This window comes from Kribbella sp. NPDC054772 (assembly GCF_053611945.1).
The window spans coordinates 129,272-147,198 of sequence record NZ_JBSHBJ010000002.1; the positions used below are offsets into that span (position 1 = coordinate 129,272).

A 17,927-nucleotide genomic window follows, 5' to 3' on the forward strand; every position below is an offset into this window, starting at 1 on the left:
ACCAGCAGCACTGCGTGTGAGATCTCAGTCCTCGCCGAGGTAGGCCTTGCGGACCTCGTCGTTGACCAGCAGGTCCCGGCCGGTGCCGGACAGCACGATCTTCCCGACCTCGAGCACGTACCCGAAGTCGGCGCGCTTCAGCGCCGCCTGGGCGTTCTGCTCGACCAGCAGGATCGTCGTCCCCTGCTTCTGCAGCTCGGTCACCGTCGACATGATCCGCTTCATCATGATCGGCGACAGACCCATCGACGGCTCGTCCAGCATCAGCAGCTTCGGCCGGCTCATCATCGCCCGGCCCATCGCCAGCATCTGCTGCTCACCACCGGAGAACGTCCCGGCCGGCTGCTTGCGCCGCTCCCCCAGGATCGGGAACAAGTCGTACGCCGACTGCAGGTCGGTCCGCACGCCCGCGGGATCGCGACGCGTGAACGCACCCAGCATCAGGTTCTCCTCGACCGACAGCCGCGGGAAGATCCGTCGCCCCTCGGGCGAGTGCGCCAGACCCCGGGTGACGATGTCGTGCGCCGCCACGTGGTCGATCCGCTCACCCTGGAACCAGATCTCACCGCCGGTCGGCCGGAGCAGACCGGAGATCGTCTTCAGCGTGGTGGTCTTGCCGGCGCCGTTGGTGCCGATCAGCGACACCACCTGCCCCTGCTCGACGCTGAAGCTGATCTTCTTCACCGCAACGATCTTGCCGTAGGCAACTTCCAGGTCCTTGACCTCGAGCATGGCACTCACGGGCGGCCCTCCTCGTCGGCGACGGTGGTGTCCTGGACGTGGGCGTCCTCGACCTCGACGTCGTCCTCGCCGGTGCCGATGTAGGCCTCGATCACCCGCGGGTCGGACTGCACCTCCTCCGGGGTGCCCTCGATCAGGGCCTGGCCCTGGACCAGGCACAGCACCCGGTCGCACAGGTTGAAGATGAACCGCATGTCGTGCTCGATCACCACGACCGACAGCCCCGAGTCCCGGATCTTGAAGATCAGGTCCATCGCCTGCCGGGTCTCCTGCGGGTTCATACCGGCCGTCGGCTCGTCCAGCAGGATGAGCTTCGGGTCGGTGGCCAGCGCCCGCGCGATCTCGAGCCGGCGCTGGTCGCCGTACGGCATGTTCCGGGCCAGGTGCTCGGTCGACCGGCCGAGACCGACGAACTCGAGCAGTTCCTGGCCCCGGGCCCGACTGGCCGCTTCCTCGCGACGGAACTTCGGTCCGCGCAAGACCGAGGTGAGTGCGCCGGAACTGGTCCGGCAGTACCGGCCGACCATCACGTTCTCGAGCGCGGTCATGTTGGCGAACAGCCGGATGTTCTGGAACGTCCGGGCCATCCCGGCGCGCACCACCGCCCGTGGCTTCGGCGGCAACGGCGTCAGCGCGGCGAGCGGCTGCACCGGTACCGCCTCCACGCCGACCGTGCCGTCCTTGCGCCGCTTCGGCGCCCGGGGCGGCTTCCGTGGAGCACCGGCGAACCGGACCTGACCGCTGGTCGGCTTGTAGAGGCCCGTGAGGCAGTTGAAGAAGGTCGTCTTGCCGGCCCCGTTCGGGCCGATCAGGCCGACGATCTCGCCTTCGTGAACGGTCAGGTTCACATCGTTGACCGCCAGCAGACCACCGAACCGCATGGTCACGCCAGTGGCCTCCAGCACCGCGGCGCCGCCCGGCCGGGCCGGTGCCCGGTTCGTTTCGGTGACGGTCATGTCGCCTCCTCGACCAACAGGTGCTCCTCGTCGATCTCGACCGCCAACACCTCGTCCTCCTCGTGGAACTCCAGCTGGCGGCGTCGGTTCGCAACCAGGCCCTCCGGCCGGAACCGCATCATCAGCACCAGCAGCAGGCCGAACAACAGCAGCCGGTACTCCGAGAAGAACCGCAGCTTCTCCGGCAGCAGCTTCAGGATCGTTGCCCCCAGCAACACACCGGCGATGGTGCCCATACCACCGAGCACGATCGCGGCGAGCAGGAACGCCGACTCCAGGAAGATGTACTGGTCCGGGCTGACCGCGCCGTCCTGGTGGGCCTTGATGGTGCCGGCCAGGCCGGCCAGGAAGGCGCCGATCGCGAACGCGAGCAGCTTAAGGCCGAACGTGTTCACGCCCATCGCCTCGGCCGCCTTCTCGTCCTCCCGGATCGCCACCCAGCCCCGGCCGATCCGGCTGTTGTTCAGCCGGGAGAAGACCAGGATGACGAAGCCGGTCAGGACCAGCAGCAGGAAGTAGTAGTTCGAGAACCGGCCGAGCTCGATCCCGGCGACCGTGTGCACGTCGCCGAAGTTGAAGCCGCCGATCTCCAGGTCCGGGATGCCGGGGACACCGTTCGGGCCGTTGGTCAGGTTCGGGCCGTTGTTGCCGTCCAGGTTGAACATCGAGAACCGGAAGATCTCACCGAAGCCCAGGGTGACGATGGCCAGGTAGTCACCGGAGACCCGCAGAGTCGGCGTACCGATGATCAGACCCAAGGTTGCCGCCACACCGGCGCCGATCAGCATCACCACCAGGAACGGCGGCTTCCAGCCGACGGTGGCGAACGCCGAGGTCGACATCGTGGCCGCCACGTACGCGCCGGACCCGAGGAAGGCGATGTAGCCGAGGTCGAGCAGACCCGCCAGACCGACGACGATGTTCAGGCCCATCGCGGTGGCCGCGAAGACCAGCACCTGGGTGGCGATCGACATGTTCGCGTCCGAACCGCCCTGCGTGAACGGGAACAGGAAGGCCACCAAGAACGCCGACAGCGTGAGCACCTTTCGCTGCCGCTGCGAGACGTGGCCGACCCAGGTCAGCGCACCGGTCCGGAACAGCGCGACCGCCATGGCGGCGACGAAGACCAGGCAGAGGATGAACGACCACGCGTCCTCCAACCCGAGCGCGTACGCCGCGACGAACAGCACCGAGCCCATCAGCACCGCGATCGCGAGGATCTCGACCCAGGCCGGCAGCTTCGCCTCGCTCATGTCGCGCAACTGCCGCAGCGGCAGCATCCGCGAGCTGACCAGGATCAGCACGGCACCGACCAACGTGACGTACCCGCCGGGGTTCACGTTGATCAGGCCGCCGGAATCGGCCGAGATGGCGATCAGGACCAGCAGCATGTAGAGCGTGAGCGTCACGCCGAGCGCCCGCAGTCCGGCGGTCGCGTCCAGCCACGCGCCCACCCTGGTCAGCGGGCCCTTCTCGACCAGCAGTAGGACCAGCGCGAACAGGGCCATGATGATCGCCAGGATCTGCAGGCCACCCGGGTAGAAGTTGATCGACAGGTCGCCGAGGATCGTGCTGTCGTAACTCCACGACAGGAACGAGCCGACGATGACGAGCGCCACGCCGGCCAGGCCCAGCGGCCAGGCGATCGGGTTGGCGTGCGGTTCAGCCGCGGTTTCCGGCTCCGCCGGAGGTGTCTTCAGATCCTTCATGCCCGGTCCACCACCCGCGCGCCGAGCAGGCCCTGGGGCCTGAACACCAGTACCAGAATCAGGATCACGAAGGCCCAGACGTCCTTCCAGGTACTGCCGCCGAACTGACCTGGGATGTACTGCGTGGCCATCGCCTCGATGACGCCGAGGACGAGGCCGCCGACGACAGCGCCGAAGACGTTGCCGATGCCACCGAGCACCGCCGCGGTGAACGCCTTCAGACCGGCCAGGAAGCCCATCCGGAACTCGATGTTGTTGTTCTGCAGGCCCTGCGAGACGCCGGCGATCGCCGCCAGCACCGCACCGAGCGCGAACGCGACCACGATGATCCGGTCCACGTTGATACCCATCAGCCGGGCCGTGTCCGGGTCCTGCGAGACGGCCTGCATGCCGCGGCCGAGACGGGTCCGGTTGATGAAGTACCACAGCAGGGCGGAGCAGATCGCCAGCGCTGCCATGGTGAAGATCGCCGACCGCTGGATCGTCACCCCGCCGACGTCGAAGGCGGTGCCGGTCACCACATCGATCTGCGGGAACGGGATGCGCTGCTTCGCACTCGGCCAGGTGATGCTGCTGATCAGCTTCTCGAACAGGATCCAGCCCAGCACCGCCCCGGCTGACGCGGTGGCCGCCGCCGCCACGATCGCCCGGATGTTGATCTCGGTGCGCGCCTGCCGCCGTACCGCCAGACCAGCCAGCCAGCCGATCCCCGTACCGACAGCTGCGCCGACGATCAGCACGCCGACTGCCAGCACGACGCTGACGTCGTTGTTGACCAGCCGCACCACCACCCAGAGACCGACCGCGCCGAGCACGGCGCCGAGCAGCGGGGCTCGGTCGTACCACTTGGTCACCGGGTGATCCAGGGGTGCTTTGGACACCGTCGCGCCGACCCAGTAGCCAAGGCCGATCGCCATACCGGCGAAGGCGAACAGCGTCCAGCCCGGCCGTTCGTAGAACAGCCGGACGAACTCCTGCAGGAAGACCGAGATGCCGATCGCAGTGATCAGCGGCGCGAGTCGTGGCGCGTTCCGCAGGGGACGGTACGCGACACGTTCCATCGCCACGGCCGTGCCGACCGAGGCGATGATCGCGCCGATGATCATGATCGGCAGGATCCACAGGTTGGTCTTGCCGTCGAAGAACAACAGGTACGTCGTCAGTGCGCCGAACGCACCGATCATGAAGACCTCGCCGTGGGCGAAGTTGATGAGCTGCACGATGCCGTAGACGACGGTGTAACCCACCGCGATCAGGGCATACAGCGAGCCCAAGGTCAGCCCGTTGACGAGCTGCTGGAAGAACTGGTCCACGTCGACCTCCCATCTGCCTCAGTTATGACACGCCACGGGGGTGGGAGGATCGCTCCCACCCCCGAGACATGAGGTCGACTTTGCTTACTTGGTCTCGAACGCCTTGGTCTCGACGGTGGCCCACTTGCCGCCGGCAACCTTGTAGACGGTGAGCACCTTCGAGGTGGTGTCGCCGTACTGGTCGAAGGCGACCTTGCCGGTCACGCCGTCGAACGAAACCTTGCTCATGGCATCGACCGTCGCCTGGCGCGCCGACTCGACGTCCTTCGCGTCCTTCAGCGAGACCTTCAGCGCGTTGATGATCGCGTTGGCCGCGTCGAACGAGTAGCCGCCGTACGCCGCGTACGGGTCCTTGTAGCCCGCCGCGTTGTAGTCGGAGACGAACTTCTTCGCCGACTCCAGAGTGTCGACCGGCGCACCGACCGAGGTGGCCAGGTCGTTGTCGCTGGTCTTACCGGCCAGGGTGATGTACTTCGGGTCGTAGATGCCGTCGCCGCCCATCAGCGGGACGTTCAGACCGGCGGCCTTCATCTGCTGCGAGAGCGGACCGGCCTGCGGGTACTCACCGCCGTAGTAGACCGCCTGCGGGCCGGACGGCTTGATCGACGAGATCACGGCCTGGTAGTTCGAGTCGTCCGGGTTGATGGTCTGGGCCGCGACGACCTGACCACCCAGCTTCTTGAACTCCTCGGTGAAGGTGCCGACCAGGCCCTGACCGTAGGCCTTCTTGTCGTGGATCGTGGCGACCTTGGTGATCTTCGCCGTCTCGTAGAGGTACCGGGCCGCGAACGGACCCTGCACCGCGTCGGTGGTGCAGGTGCGGAAGTACGTCGGGTACGGCCGCTTCGGGTCGGTCTGCCAGTTGGCGCCCTGGGTCAGGCCCGGGCCGGTGTTGGCCGGCGAGACCTGGACGATCTTCGCCGAGGCGAGCACCGGCTGGACCTGCTGGCTGACGCTGGTGTTCAGCGTGCCGACGACGCCGATGACGTCCTTGTCGCCGGCCAGCGCGGTGGCGCCATTCTTACCGGGGTCCGGCTTCCCCTCGTCGTCCTTCGGCACGACCTCGAGCTTCCAGCCCGGGATCGCGTTGGAGTCGTTGGCCTGCTTCACGGCCAGCTCGACGGAGTGCTGGATACCCAGACCCAGGGCCGACAAGTCTCCGGACAGCGGTGCGATGACGCCGATCTTGGCAGTCTTCGTCGACCCTCCGGAGCTCCCCCCGGAGTCGTTGCCACTGCGTGAACCGCAGGCAGTCAGGGCCAACGACGCAACGATCAGCGACGCGCCGACCCGTACTACGGAACGCTGGTGCACTGTTCCTCCCATGTCTGGATAGTCCGGCAAATCCCCGGACTCTCGCGTTTGCCGCGAGCACCCGCAGGTTAGACCTCGGGCAGTCCTTCAAGCGATGTCACGGAACGTGTGTTGTGAGGTCGTTACAGCGGTAAGCAGCATGGGTTCACTTGGTTGCTGTACGCCCGCTCAGCCGTGGTGAGCAGAGAGTGATTCAGTCGCTACTGCCCGCCTCGTCAACCACCAACTGCGCGACCTGGCGCATCGAAACTCTTTTATCCATGGCGGTTTTCTGGATCCACCGGAACGAGTCCGGTTCGGACAGCCCGAACTTCGTCTGCAGGATCGACTTCGCCCGGTCGACCAGCTTGCGGGTCTCCAGCCGGTCCGCCAGGTCCGCGACCTCACGCTCCAGCTCCGCGAGCTCGACGTACCGGGACGCGGCGATCTCGATCGCGGGCAGCAGGTCGGCCTTGGAGAACGGTTTCACCAGGTACGCCATGGCGCCGGCGTCCCGGGCCCGCTCGACCAGCTCCCGCTGCGAGAACGCGGTCAGCATCAGCACCGGCGCGATCCGCTCCCCCGCGATCTTCTCGGCGGCACTCAGCCCGTCCAGCTTCGGCATCTTCACGTCGAGGATCACCAGGTCCGGCCGCTGCTCGATCGCCAGCCGAATCGCTTCCTCGCCGTCGCCGGCCTGCCCGACGACGTCATACCCCTCTTCCGCGAGCATCTCGGCCAGATCCATCCGGATCAACGCCTCGTCCTCAGCGATCACCACACGCTTAGCAGTCACACCGACACCTTATCGACATCGGATCAGCTCTTCGGTCCCACGAACGATTCCAGCGCGCCGACAGCTTCCTTGCGACTGACTGCGATCACATTCCGCCGCGGCTGCTTCCAGGCGATCCCGAGCAGGTCCAGCGCGTCCGTGAGGATCCTGCGGATGTCATCCGACTCATTCGAGAACTGGTACCGCACGTAGTAGTACCGCTTCTCCCGGCCCGGCTTGCTGGCCCAGTTCACGAACCGGCACCCGTCCGAGTGGAAGAGCCCACGCAGCAGCTGTTGGGGGAACTTGGCAACGATCGCCAGCTGCCAGTCCGCCAACTCGATCTTCCGCAGATGCTTCCGCCCAGGCCCGTGCTGCGGAAACACACACGGCCAGTGCTTCCACCGCGCCTCGACCAGGATTACTCCACGGCCCTTCCGCAGGCAGGGGCTCGCGTTCGCCTTGACACGCTTGATGGTCGCGGCGATCTCCTGGTTGAGCTGCGTGTACCGTGCGTCGTTGGCGATCTGCAGCGTGAAGACATCCCGCCGCGCCCGAGCGATCGATCCGTCCCCGAGATACCAGCCGAGCAGCAGGGCGTACGCCGCCTCATCCAGCTCCGCCCCGTCGCACCGCGGACATGGCATCCCGCTGTCGCCGCGGACGCGGCCCTCAACCTGATACCGCCGTCGCCAGGTACGGATCGTCTGGAGAGCCACGCCGTGGATCTCGGCATTCACCCGATCGGGAACCCCGTCATCCGACATCCGCAACGCGGAGTGAACCGTCTCCTTCGATCTGAAGTGGCCCACAGGACCAGGCTGTCGCCACCCACCGACATTTTGTGAGTCGAGCAGCTCCATGGGCTAGGATCTTCGACGTCGGAATGCCCTGGTAGCCCAACGGCAGAGGCCGCGCTCTCAAACAGCGTCCAGTGTGGGTTCGAATCCCACCCAGGGCACAGAAAGTGTCGGCGGCGCCCGCGAAACTTCGTTCATGTACGACGAACGCGTGCGGGCGATCGCACTCGCGGCGATCGCTGCGGGCGAGAGTCTCAACTCGATCAGCAAGCGTCTCGGGGTGAGTCGATCCACCCTGCGTGACTGGCGCGATGGCGACCGGTGCCCGCCGCGTCCGAACGACTGTCCGATCTGCGCTGACGAGACGCCGCCTGCCCCGTCGTACTCGCATCTGCTCGGGTTATATCTGGGCGACGGCTGTCTGTCCGAACACAGGCGGGGTGTCTACGCGCTTCGGATCGCCTGCGACGACGCGTATCCGCGGCTGATCGACGAGGCCGCCGGCGTCATGACCGCCGTTCATTCGAGTCGGCCGGTGCACCGGGTCCAGGCGGTCGGCTACACCTCGGTCGTTTCGTACTGGAAGCACTGGCCTTGTCTCTTTCCGCAGCACGGACCCGGGCCGAAGCACCGGCGGCTCATCGCCTTGGTGGACTGGCAGCGAACGATTGTTGCCGAGTGCCCCGGGATGTTCCTGCGTGGGCTGTTCAACTCGGACGGTTGCCGGGTTGCCAACTGGGCGACGCGCAGGGTCGGCGGTCAGACGAAGCGGTACGAGTATCCGCGGTACCAGTTCTCCAATGCGTCCGCCGACATCATGGGCCTGTGTCAGTGGGCGCTCGATCTGCTCGGCATCCCCTGGCGGATGCCGCGGCCGAACGCACTCTCCGTAGCCCGCCGCGAAGGAGTCCGCAGGCTCGACGCCTTCATCGGGCCCAAGGGCTGAACCTGCGCGAGGCGGACGGTCCGCGGACCGTCCGCCTCGGGTTCAGTTGTTTGTGGTTACGGGTTGGGGCTGCGGTAGGCGGGGGCTATGCCTTCGATGGCGTCGCCCATGCGGTGGACTCGGAGGGCGTTGGTGGAGCCGGGGATGCTCGGCGGGGAGCCGGCGACGATGACGACCAGGTCGCCCTTCTGGAGCTTGCCGAGTTCGAGGAGGCGCTGGTCGACCTGGCGGACCATCTCGTCGGTGTGGTCGACGGTCGGGACGATGTGCGTCTCGATCCCCCACACCACGCTCAGCCAGGAGCTGACCGACGGGACCGGGGTGAACGCGAGCAGCGGGACCTCGGTGCGGTAGCGGGCGAGCCGGAGCGCGGTGTCGCCAGACTGGGTGAACGCGATCAGGTACTTCGCGTCCAGCCGCTCGGCCACGTCGGCGGCCGCGCGGGCGATCACGCCGCCCTTGGTCTTCGGCTCCCACTCGATCGACTGGACCCGGCTGAGGCCGTGCTCCTCGGTCGACTCCACGATCCGGGCCATCGTCTTGACGGTCTCGATCGGGAACCGGCCGACGCTGGTCTCACCGGACAGCATGACCGCGTCGGCACCGTCGAGGACGGCGTTCGCGACGTCTGAGGCCTCGGCGCGGGTCGGCCGCGGCGCGGAGATCATCGACTCGAGCATCTGGGTGGCGACGATCACCGGCTTCGCGTTCAGCCGGGCCTGGTCGATGATCAGCTTCTGGACCAGCGGGACCTCCTCGAGCGGGAGCTCCACGCCGAGGTCGCCGCGGGCCACCATGAACCCGTCGAAGGCCTCGATGATCTCGTCGAGGTTGGCGACCGCCTGCGGCTTCTCGATCTTTGCGACGACGGGGATCCGCAGACCCTCCTCGTCCATGATCTTGTGCACCAGCTGGATGTCGGCGGCGTCGCGCACGAACGACAGCGCGATCATGTCGGCCGGCAGGTGCAGCGCCCAGCGCAGGTCCTCGGCGTCCTTCTCCGACATCGCCGGCACGCTGACCGCGACACCGGGCAGGTTGATGCCCTTGTGGTTGGAGACCGGGCCGCCGACGGTGACGCGGCAGATCACGTCGGTCTCGGTGACCTCTTCGGCGACGAGCGCGATCCGGCCGTCGTCGATCAGCAGCTGGTCACCCGGGTTCACGTCCCCCGGCAGGCCGTCGTACGTCGTCCCGCAGATGGTCTGGTCACCAGGCACCTCCCGGGTGGTGATCGTGAAGCGCTCGCCGTAGGTCAGTGTTGCCTTGCCTTCGGCGAACTCCGCCAGCCGGATCTTCGGGCCCTGCAGGTCGACCAGGATGCCGACATTGCTCCCGGTCTCCGCCGCGGCGGTACGGATCCGCTGGTAGATGCGCTCATGCTCGGCATGGGCGCCGTGACTCAGGTTGAGCCTTGCGACGTCCATACCTGCTTGGACGAGTTCCGTGATGCGCTCCGGGGCGGCCGTAGCCGGGCCGAGCGTACAAACGATCTTTGCGCGACGCACGTCACACAACCCTACTCCTGCAAACCACTGGGCCTGCTGGTCCGCCCCCATTACTGGACGGTTAACAGTAGATGGCAAGCGACCGCAGTGCCTGAATCGTCAAGAAGACAAGGGGGTGTAGGCCCCGACGGTGACCTCGCCACCGGGCTGCGCGGTGACCGTCTGGAGGCCGACCGGCTCGCCTTTCAGGTAGGTGAGCAGGGTGACCTCGCCGGGTTTGCGCAACGTGTAGCCCAGCGCGAAGGCGTACGCCGCTCCCCCGGTCGTCCCGTTCGTGTACGTCGTGACCGCGCGCCCGTCGACCACCTTGTGCTCGGGCCCGACCTGGCGGTGCAGATGACCGGACACCAGCAAGCTCGCGCACCCGCGCTCGGCGGTGTCGGCGTACGACGACGGGTCGTGCACCACCATCGTCGCGATCCGTTTGTTGTCGGGCTGGTCGCAGGCGATGTCCGCGAGCCGCTTCGACTGGTGCTCGATCGTCTCGTCCCCCGGACTGTCCGCGCTGCCGAGCCCGGTCCGCGTCGGGTCGCTGTCGCCGAAGAAGCGGATCCCCTCGACCTCGACCGGTTTGCTGTCCAGCACGGTGAACCCGGCCTTGCGCATGAACTCCTCGACGTGCCCGCCGGCGTCGTGGTTGCCGGCCACCGAGACCACCTTGAAGTCCTTGAAGTGCTGCTTCAGCGAGTTGATGCTGAACGCTTCCCAGCTCTGGCCGGACGAGGTGTCGTCGCCGGCGTCGATCAGGATCTTCGCGCCGCCGGCCTTCCCCACGGCGGCCGCGAAGCCGTCGATCCCGATGTTGTCGTGCCGGTCCGAGACCAGCAGCGCGACCTTCTCGTCCTTGCCCGGCTCGTGGATCTGCGGCGCGACGTCGGCCACCCGGTCCTTGAGCTGGCCGTACAGCTCGGTCGACTTGCGGTACGTCTCGACCAGCGTCCGGATCACGCCGACGCCGCCGGTGGTGGAGAACCCGGACGCCACCTCCACCGTCTTCAGTCGATCGTCGAACGACAGCTCGGGGAGCAACTTGGACAACGGCTGCCACTGCGTCGGTGGTACGTCGGCCTGGCGCATCCGCCCGGGTCCGTAGATCGAGGCGATCGTGATCAGCATCGCCACCAGCACCACGATCGCCCGGTGCTCGAACCGCCGCTCGTGCCGGTGCACCAGGTGCCAGAGCTCGCGGCGGCGCCGGGCGCCGATGGCGGTCCAGAGCGTCGCGACCAGCACCACGACCAGGAGTCCGGTACCGGCGCCGGCGACCGCGTTGTCGACCGCCATCTCCTGGATGACCTGCTTGATCCGCGCGATCTCACCGTCGGGCTGGGAAGCGATCAGGGTGTCGCGGGTGAGCAGTTCCGTGAGGTTGCTCGCGTCGGTCTCCTGGACGTCGATGTTGACGCCGATACCGGCCGGCGTCTGCGCCGGAATCCGCAATCGCGGCAGCACCGCGCCCAGGTCGAGCGTCGCGTGCCCGTCGAACGTCGGGGACACGGTCGCCGCGTGCGCGCCGATCGTGACCCGCTCGGAGTCGTTCACGAATCCGAGCAGCCCGACCAGGGCCGAGGTCAGGACGAAGAGCAGGCTGAGCCCGGCCCACGGTGCCATCGCACGGAGCCGAGCCTTGGTCACCAGGCGCGTATCCACCGCTCCAACCTACCGAGCGACACCACCTTGAGCACCGACCAACCATCCCGGGTCGGGAATTTCGGTTGGTGGGTGCTCAAGGTCGATGTCGTCAGACCGCCAGCGGGCGGGCGGTCGGGGGGATGGGAGTGGGCAGGGTCGACGAACCGGTCAGGTGGGTGTCGACGCCGCCGGCGCAGGACCGGCCCTCGGCGATCGCCCAGACGATCAGCGACTGACCGCGACCGGCGTCGCCGCAGGCGAACACCCCGTCGACCGTGGTCTGGTACTGCTTGTCGCGCTTCACGTTGCCGCGCTCGTCGAGCTCGACGCCGAGCTGCTCGAGGAAGCCCTCGCGCTCCGGGCCGACGAAGCCCATCGCGAGCAGCACCAGCTGCGCCGGGATGGTCCGCTCGGACCCCTCGACGGGGTTGAACTTGCCGTCCTTGAACTCGACCTCGACCAGGTTCAGCCCCGCGACGTTGCCGTCGGCATCGGCCTCGAAGTTCACCGTGGAGACGGCGTACACCCGCTCGCCGCCCTCCTCGTGGGCGGACGCGACCCGGTAGATCATCGGGTACGTCGGCCACGGCTGGTGCCCCGGGCGGTCGTCGCCGGGCCGCGGCATGATCTCCAGCTGGGTCACCGAGCGTGCACCCTGGCGATGCGCCGTACCGAGGCAGTCGGCGCCGGTGTCGCCGCCGCCGATGATCACCACGTCCTTGTCGGTGGCAACGATCTGGTCCTCGACGGTCTGGCCGAGCGCCACCCGGTTGGACTGCGGCAGGTACTCCATCGCCTGGTGGATGCCGCCGTACTCACGGCCCGGCACCGGCAGGTCGCGGGCCGCCGTCGACCCGGTCGCGATCACCACCGCGTCGTACCGCTGCTTGAGTTGGGTGCCGGTGACGTCCACGCCGACGTTGACGCCGGAGCGGAAGACCGTGCCCTCTTCCTTCATCTGCTGGATCCGGCGGTCGACCTGTTCCTTTTCCATCTTGAACTCGGGGATGCCGTACCGCAGCAGGCCGCCCGGAGCATCGGCGCGCTCGTAGACCGCGACCGTGTGACCGGCGCGGGTGAGCTGCTGCGCGGCGGCCAGGCCGGCCGGGCCGGAGCCGACGACCGCGATCGTCTTACCGGTCAGCCATTCCGGCGGCTGCGGCTTGACGTCTCCGGTCTCCCAGGCCTTGTCGATGATCGCGACCTCGACGTTCTTGATCGTCACCGGGTCCTGGTTGATCCCGAGCACGCACGCGGTCTCACAGGGCGCCGGGCAGAGCCGGCCGGTGAACTCCGGGAAGTTGTTGGTCGCGTGCAACCGCTCGATCGCACTCGACCAGTCGTCCCGCCAGACCAGGTCGTTCCACTCCGGGATCAGGTTGCCCAGCGGGCAGCCGTTGTGGCAGAACGGGATGCCGCAGTCCATACAGCGGCCGGCCTGCTTCGTGATGATCGGCAGCAGCGCCTTGCCGGGCCCGCCGGGGTAGACCTCTTTCCAGTCCTGTACCCGCTCGGCGACCGGCCGCCGGTCGGCGACCTCCCGCCCGGTGGTCAGGAATCCCTTGGGGTCAGCCATCAGATGGCCTCCATCATCGCTCGCGTGGTGGCGTCCTCGTCCAGGCCGTCGCGCTCGGCGGCCGCCTTGGCCGCCAGCACCCGGGCGTAGTCGCGGGGCATCACCGTGGTGAACCGGGCCGCGGCGGCCGGCCAGTCGACGAGCAGCTTGGCCGCCCGCTCCGAGCCGGTCTCCTCGTGGTGCCGCTGCACCAGGTCCTGCAACAGGTCGGACTCGTCCTCCGTGAGCGGGAGCAGGTCGACCAGCTCCGTGTTCACCAGCGAACGGTCCAGGTCGAGCACGTGGGCCACGCCGCCCGACATGCCCGCCGCGAAGTTCCGGCCGACGGCGCCGAGTACGACGACGCGCCCACCGGTCATGTACTCGCAGGCGTGGTCGCCGACCGCTTCGACGACCGCGGTCGCGCCGGAGTTCCGGACGCAGAACCGCTGGCCGGCACCGCCGCTGATGAACAGTTCGCCGGACGTCGCGCCGTACGCGATCACGTTGCCGGCGATGATCTGGTCGGCGGCGGCGAACCGGGCCTGCCGGTCCGGGCGGATGACCACGCGACCACCGGACAGACCCTTGCCGACGTAGTCGTTGGCGTCACCCTCGAGCCGCAGGGTGACCCCGCGCGGGACGAAGGCGGCGAACGAGTTGCCGGCCGACCCGGTGAAGGTCAGGTCGATGGTGCCGTCGGCCAGGCCGGCCGCGCGGTACCGCTTGGTGATCTCGTGACCGAGCATCGTGCCGACGGTCCGGTTGACGTTCCGGATCGCGAGCTGCGCCCGTACCGGCTCGCCGTTCTCCAGTGCCGGAGCACAGATCCGGATCAGCTCGTTGTCGAGCGCCTTGTCGAGGCCGTGGTTCTGCTCGACGGTCTGGTGCCGGGACGCGCCCTCGGGCAGCGCCGGCACGTGCAGGATCGGCGACAGGTCGAGCCCGTCGGCCTTCCAGTGGTCGACCGCGCGCTCGATGTCCAGTACTTCGGCGTGCCCGATGGCCTCGTCCAAGGTCCGGAAGCCGAGCTCCGCCAGGTACTCGCGAACCTCCTCGGCGATGAACTCGAAGAAGTTCACCACGAACTCCGGCTTGCCCGAGAACCGCGACCGCAGGACCGGGTTCTGGGTGGCGACGCCGACCGGGCAGGTGTCCAGGTGGCAGACCCGCATCATGATGCAGCCCGACACCACCAGCGGAGCGGTGGCGAAGCCGTACTCCTCGGCGCCGAGCAGCGCCGCGATGACGACGTCCCGCCCGGTCTTCAGCTGACCGTCGGTCTGTACGACGATCCGGTCCCGCAACCCGTTCAGCAGCAGGGTCTGCTGGGTCTCGGCCAGGCCGAGCTCCCAGGGACCGCCCGCGTGCTTCAGCGAGGTCAGCGGTGCCGCACCCGTACCACCGTCGTGACCGGAGATCAGGACGACGTCCGCGTGCGCCTTGGAGACACCCGCGGCGATCGTGCCGACGCCGACCTCGGAGACCAGCTTCACGTGCACCCGCGCCTGCGGGTTCGCGTTCTTCAGGTCGTGGATCAGCTGCGCCAGGTCCTCGATCGAGTAGATGTCGTGGTGCGGCGGCGGCGAGATCAGGCCGACGCCGGGCGTCGAGTGCCGGGTGCTCGCCACCCACGGGTACACCTTCGGGCCGGGCAGCTGCCCGCCCTCGCCGGGCTTCGCGCCCTGCGCCATCTTGATCTGGATGTCGTCGGAGTTCGTCAGGTACTCCGCGGTGACGCCGAAGCGACCGGACGCGACCTGCTTGATCGAGCTCCGCCGGGCCGGGTCGTACAGCCGGTCGGCGTCCTCGCCGCCCTCACCGGTGTTCGACTTGCCGCCGAGCTGGTTCATCGCGATCGCCAGCGTCTGGTGCGCCTCCATGCTGATCGAGCCGTAGCTCATCGCACCGGTGGAGAACCGCTTGACGATCGCACTGACCGGCTCGACCTCGTCGATGGAGATCGGCGCGCGATCCGACTTACTGTCTGGTTTCTTGAAGGCGAACAGGCCGCGCAGCGTCATCAGCCGCTCGGACTGCTCGTCGACCTTCGACGTGTACTGCTTGAAGATGTCGTAGCGCCCGGTCCGGGTGCTGTGCTGCAGGCGGAACACCGTGTCCGGGTCGAACAGGTGCGGCTCGCCCTCGCGGCGCCACTGGTACTCGCCACCGATCTCGAGCTTGCGGTGCGCCGGCAGGATGCCGTCCGCCGGGTACGCCCGCAGGTGCCGGCGACGGACCTCCTCGGCGACCGTGTCCAGGCCGACCCCGCCGAGCTTGGACGACGTACCGGTGAAGTAGCGCTCGACCAGCTCGGGAGCCAGCCCGTTCGCCTCGAAGATCTGGGCACCCGTGTACGACGCGACCGTCGACACACCCATCTTCGACATCACCTTGAGGACGCCCTTGCCGAGCGACTTCACCACGTTGCGGACCGCCTGCTCCGGCTCCACGCCCGGCAGGTAGGTCCCCTGGCGGCACAGGTCCTCGACGGACTCCAGGGCCAGGTACGGGTTGATCGCCGCGGCGCCGTACCCCATCAGGAGCGCGACGTGGTGGACCTCGCGGACGTCACCGGCCTCGACGACCAGGCCGACCTGGGTACGGGTCTTCTCCCGGACCAGGTGGTGGTGCACCGCGGCGGTGAGCAGCAGCGACGGGATCGGCGCGTGGTCGGCGTTGGAGTGCCGGTCGGACAGCACCAGGATGCGGGCGCCGTCGTTGATCGCGGCGCTCGCCTCGGCGCACAGCTCGTCGAGCCGCGCCTTGAGCGACTCGCCGCCGCCCTCCACGTCGTACACGCCGCGCAGGACCGTGGTGGCCAGGCCGGGCATGTCGCCGTCGAGGTTGATGTGCCGGAGCTTGGCCAGCTCGTCGTTGGTGATCACCGGGAACGGGAGCACCACCTGCCGGCAGGACGCCGGGCTCGGACCGAGCAGGTTCGACTCCGGGCCGAGGCTGGACGACAGCGAGGTCACCAGCTCCTCGCGGATCGCGTCCAGCGGCGGGTTCGTCACCTGGGCGAACAGCTGCGCGAAGTAGTCGAACAGCAGCCGCGGCCGCTCGCTCAGCACCGCGATCGGCGTGTCCGTACCCATCGAGCCGATCGGCTCGGCGCCGGACTTCGCCATCGGGGTGAGGATGACGCGCAGCTCCTCCTCGGTGTACCCGAAGACCTGCTGGCGCCGCGTCACCGACGCGTGGCTGTGGACGACGTGCTCACGCTCGTGCAGGTCCTCGAACCGGATCAGGCCGGCGTGCAGCCACTCGTCGTACGGCTGCTCGGTGGCGAGCGCGTTCTTCACCTCGGCGTCGGTGATGATCCGGTGCGCGTCGACGTCGACCAGGAAGATCCGGCCGGGCTCGAGGCGACCCTTCTCGGTCACCGTCGCGGGGTCGATGTCGAGGACGCCGGCCTCGGACGCCAGTACGACGAGGCCGTCCTCGGTCACCCAGTACCGCGAGGGGCGCAGACCGTTGCGGTCCAGCACCGCGCCGACCTTGGTGCCGTCGGAGAAGACCACCGATGCCGGGCCGTCCCACGGCTCCATCAGCGTCGAGTGGAACTCGTAGAACGCGCGCCGCTGCGGATCCATCGTGGCGGCGTTCTCCCACGCCTCCGGGATCATCATCAGCATCGCGTGCGGCAGCGAGCGGCCACCGAGGTGCAGGAGCTCGAGGACCTCGTCGAAGGAGGCCGAGTCCGAGGCTCCCGGCGTACAGATCGGATAGAGCTGCTCGAGGTCACCCGGGATCAGGTCGCTGGCCAGCAGGGCCTCGCGGGCGCGCATCCAGTTCCGGTTGCCCTGGACGGTGTTGATCTCACCGTTGTGGGCGATGTACCGGTACGGGTGGGCCAGCGGCCAGGACGGGAACGTGTTTGTCGAGAACCGCGAGTGCACGACACCGATCGCCGAGGCGAGGTCCGGGTCGGTCAGCTCGGGGAAGAACTTGTCCAGCTGGTCGGTGGTGAGCATCCCCTTGTAGGTGATGGTCCGGCCCGACAGCGACGGGAAGTAGGTCTCGGTCTCCTTCTCGGCGCGCTTGCGCAGCCGGAAGGCCATCCGCTCCAGCGCGAGGCCGAGCACCCGGCCGGCCTTGGCCGACACGAAGAGCTGCTTGAACGTCGGCATCACCGAGCGCGCGGTCGAACCGAGCAGGTCGGGCGTGGTCGGGATGTCCCGCCAACCGACGACCGTCAGCTCTTCCTCGGCCGCGATCTCCTCGATCCGGGCGACCGCCTTGGCGGCGTCGTCGGGATCGGCGGGCAGGAACGCGATACCGGTCGCGTAACTGTGCGCCGCCGGCAGCTCGAACTCGCACACCTTGCGATAGAAGGCGTCCGGCACCTGGATCAGGATGCCCGCGCCGTCGCCGGAATCCGGTTCGGCGCCGGAGGCACCGCGATGTTCCAGGTTCCGCAGGGCGGTCAATGCCTTGGCCACGATGTCGTGGCTGGGTTCACCGGTCAGGGTCGCGACGAAAGCAACACCACACGCGTCGTGCTCGTGCAATCCGTCGTAGAGACCCTCGCTCGGCCTCTGCAGCTTCCCGATGGGGGGGCGACCAAACATTCAGGAGCTCCCGTCGTCCTACGGTCAACACAACTGGCCGCGGGACAACACTGGCCCAAGCCGGGAGTCCCGAGACTACCTCATGACGCCCGCCAGCTGGACTTTCTGTCCACCGCGAAACGCCT

At 68.0% G+C, this 17,927-nt stretch carries 12 protein-coding genes and 1 tRNA gene; 2 read left to right on the forward strand and 11 right to left on the reverse strand.

Annotated elements, in window-relative coordinates; genetic code table 11:
- Window positions 1-24: 24 nt before the first annotated feature.
- From ACWGID_RS03510 to ACWGID_RS03540, 7 genes are all read right to left on the reverse strand, one after another.
- Window positions 25-741, reverse strand: coding sequence for an ABC transporter ATP-binding protein (locus ACWGID_RS03510; protein WP_452194030.1), 717 nt, complete (start codon window positions 739-741; stop codon window positions 25-27).
- Entirely contained in the window at window positions 738-1,697 is a 960-nt protein-coding gene (locus tag ACWGID_RS03515) for an ABC transporter ATP-binding protein (protein WP_452194031.1), read from the reverse strand. The genes ACWGID_RS03510 and ACWGID_RS03515 overlap by 4 nt, the downstream gene beginning before the upstream one ends.
- Window positions 1,694-3,406 carry a branched-chain amino acid ABC transporter permease gene (locus ACWGID_RS03520; RefSeq protein ID WP_452194033.1) on the reverse strand — a complete coding sequence of 571 codons (1,713 nt, stop codon included), beginning with the start codon at window positions 3,404-3,406 and terminating at the stop codon, window positions 1,694-1,696. The genes ACWGID_RS03515 and ACWGID_RS03520 overlap by 4 nt, the downstream gene beginning before the upstream one ends.
- The gene (locus ACWGID_RS03525) at window positions 3,403-4,719 is read right to left on the reverse strand and encodes a branched-chain amino acid ABC transporter permease (RefSeq protein ID WP_452194035.1); all 1,317 of its coding nucleotides are present in this window, start codon (window positions 4,717-4,719) and stop codon (window positions 3,403-3,405) included. The genes ACWGID_RS03520 and ACWGID_RS03525 overlap by 4 nt, the downstream gene beginning before the upstream one ends.
- A gap of 84 nt (window positions 4,720-4,803) precedes the next feature.
- Entirely contained in the window at window positions 4,804-6,045 is a 1,242-nt protein-coding gene (locus ACWGID_RS03530; RefSeq protein ID WP_452194037.1) for a branched-chain amino acid ABC transporter substrate-binding protein, read from the reverse strand.
- A gap of 181 nt (window positions 6,046-6,226) precedes the next feature.
- Window positions 6,227-6,808 (reverse strand): ANTAR domain-containing response regulator, encoded by a 582-nt coding sequence (locus tag ACWGID_RS03535; protein ID WP_452194039.1) that lies wholly within the window; start codon window positions 6,806-6,808, stop codon window positions 6,227-6,229.
- Between the two features lie 23 nt (window positions 6,809-6,831).
- A complete protein-coding gene (locus tag ACWGID_RS03540; RefSeq protein WP_452194041.1) occupies window positions 6,832-7,599 on the reverse strand; it encodes a helix-turn-helix domain-containing protein in 768 nt (255 codons plus the stop codon).
- A 76-nt stretch (window positions 7,600-7,675) separates the two neighbouring features.
- Here ACWGID_RS03540 and ACWGID_RS03545 point away from each other — a divergent pair.
- Window positions 7,676-7,748, forward strand: a tRNA-Leu gene (locus ACWGID_RS03545).
- A gap of 35 nt (window positions 7,749-7,783) precedes the next feature.
- On the forward strand, window positions 7,784-8,533 hold the full coding sequence (locus ACWGID_RS03550; RefSeq protein ID WP_452194043.1) for a helix-turn-helix domain-containing protein: 750 nt from the start codon (window positions 7,784-7,786) through the stop codon (window positions 8,531-8,533).
- A 56-nt stretch (window positions 8,534-8,589) separates the two neighbouring features.
- Here the strand turns inward: ACWGID_RS03550 and pyk are convergent, their stop codons facing one another.
- The 4 genes from pyk to gltB form a co-directional block, all read right to left on the reverse strand.
- Window positions 8,590-10,041: a pyruvate kinase gene (gene pyk, locus ACWGID_RS03555; protein ID WP_452194045.1), complete on the reverse strand. Its 1,452-nt coding sequence runs from the start codon at window positions 10,039-10,041 to the stop codon at window positions 8,590-8,592.
- 99 nt (window positions 10,042-10,140) lie between these two features.
- Window positions 10,141-11,691, reverse strand: a complete 1,551-nt coding sequence (locus ACWGID_RS03560) for a metallophosphoesterase family protein (protein ID WP_452194047.1) — start codon at window positions 11,689-11,691, stop codon at window positions 10,141-10,143.
- 91 nt (window positions 11,692-11,782) lie between these two features.
- Complete coding sequence (locus tag ACWGID_RS03565; RefSeq protein WP_452194048.1) at window positions 11,783-13,249, reverse strand: glutamate synthase subunit beta; 1,467 nt, start codon at window positions 13,247-13,249, stop codon at window positions 11,783-11,785.
- Window positions 13,249-17,802, reverse strand: a complete 4,554-nt coding sequence (gene gltB / locus ACWGID_RS03570; protein WP_452194050.1) for a glutamate synthase large subunit — start codon at window positions 17,800-17,802, stop codon at window positions 13,249-13,251. The genes ACWGID_RS03565 and gltB overlap by 1 nt, the downstream gene beginning before the upstream one ends.
- Between the last annotated feature and the right edge of the window lie 125 nt (window positions 17,803-17,927).

Coding starts and splice junctions, on each gene's coding strand:
- ACWGID_RS03515 (WP_452194031.1), bottom strand. CDS start 1,697: ATGACCGTCACCGAAACGAACCGGGCACCGGCCCGGCCGGGCGGCGCC.
- ACWGID_RS03565 (WP_452194048.1), bottom strand. CDS start 13,249: ATGGCTGACCCCAAGGGATTCCTGACCACCGGGCGGGAGGTCGCCGAC.
- ACWGID_RS03520 (WP_452194033.1), bottom strand. CDS start 3,406: ATGAAGGATCTGAAGACACCTCCGGCGGAGCCGGAAACCGCGGCTGAA.
- ACWGID_RS03530 (WP_452194037.1), bottom strand. CDS start 6,045: ATGGGAGGAACAGTGCACCAGCGTTCCGTAGTACGGGTCGGCGCGTCG.
- ACWGID_RS03550 (WP_452194043.1), top strand. CDS start 7,784: ATGTACGACGAACGCGTGCGGGCGATCGCACTCGCGGCGATCGCTGCG.
- gltB (WP_452194050.1), bottom strand. CDS start 17,802: ATGTTTGGTCGCCCCCCCATCGGGAAGCTGCAGAGGCCGAGCGAGGGT.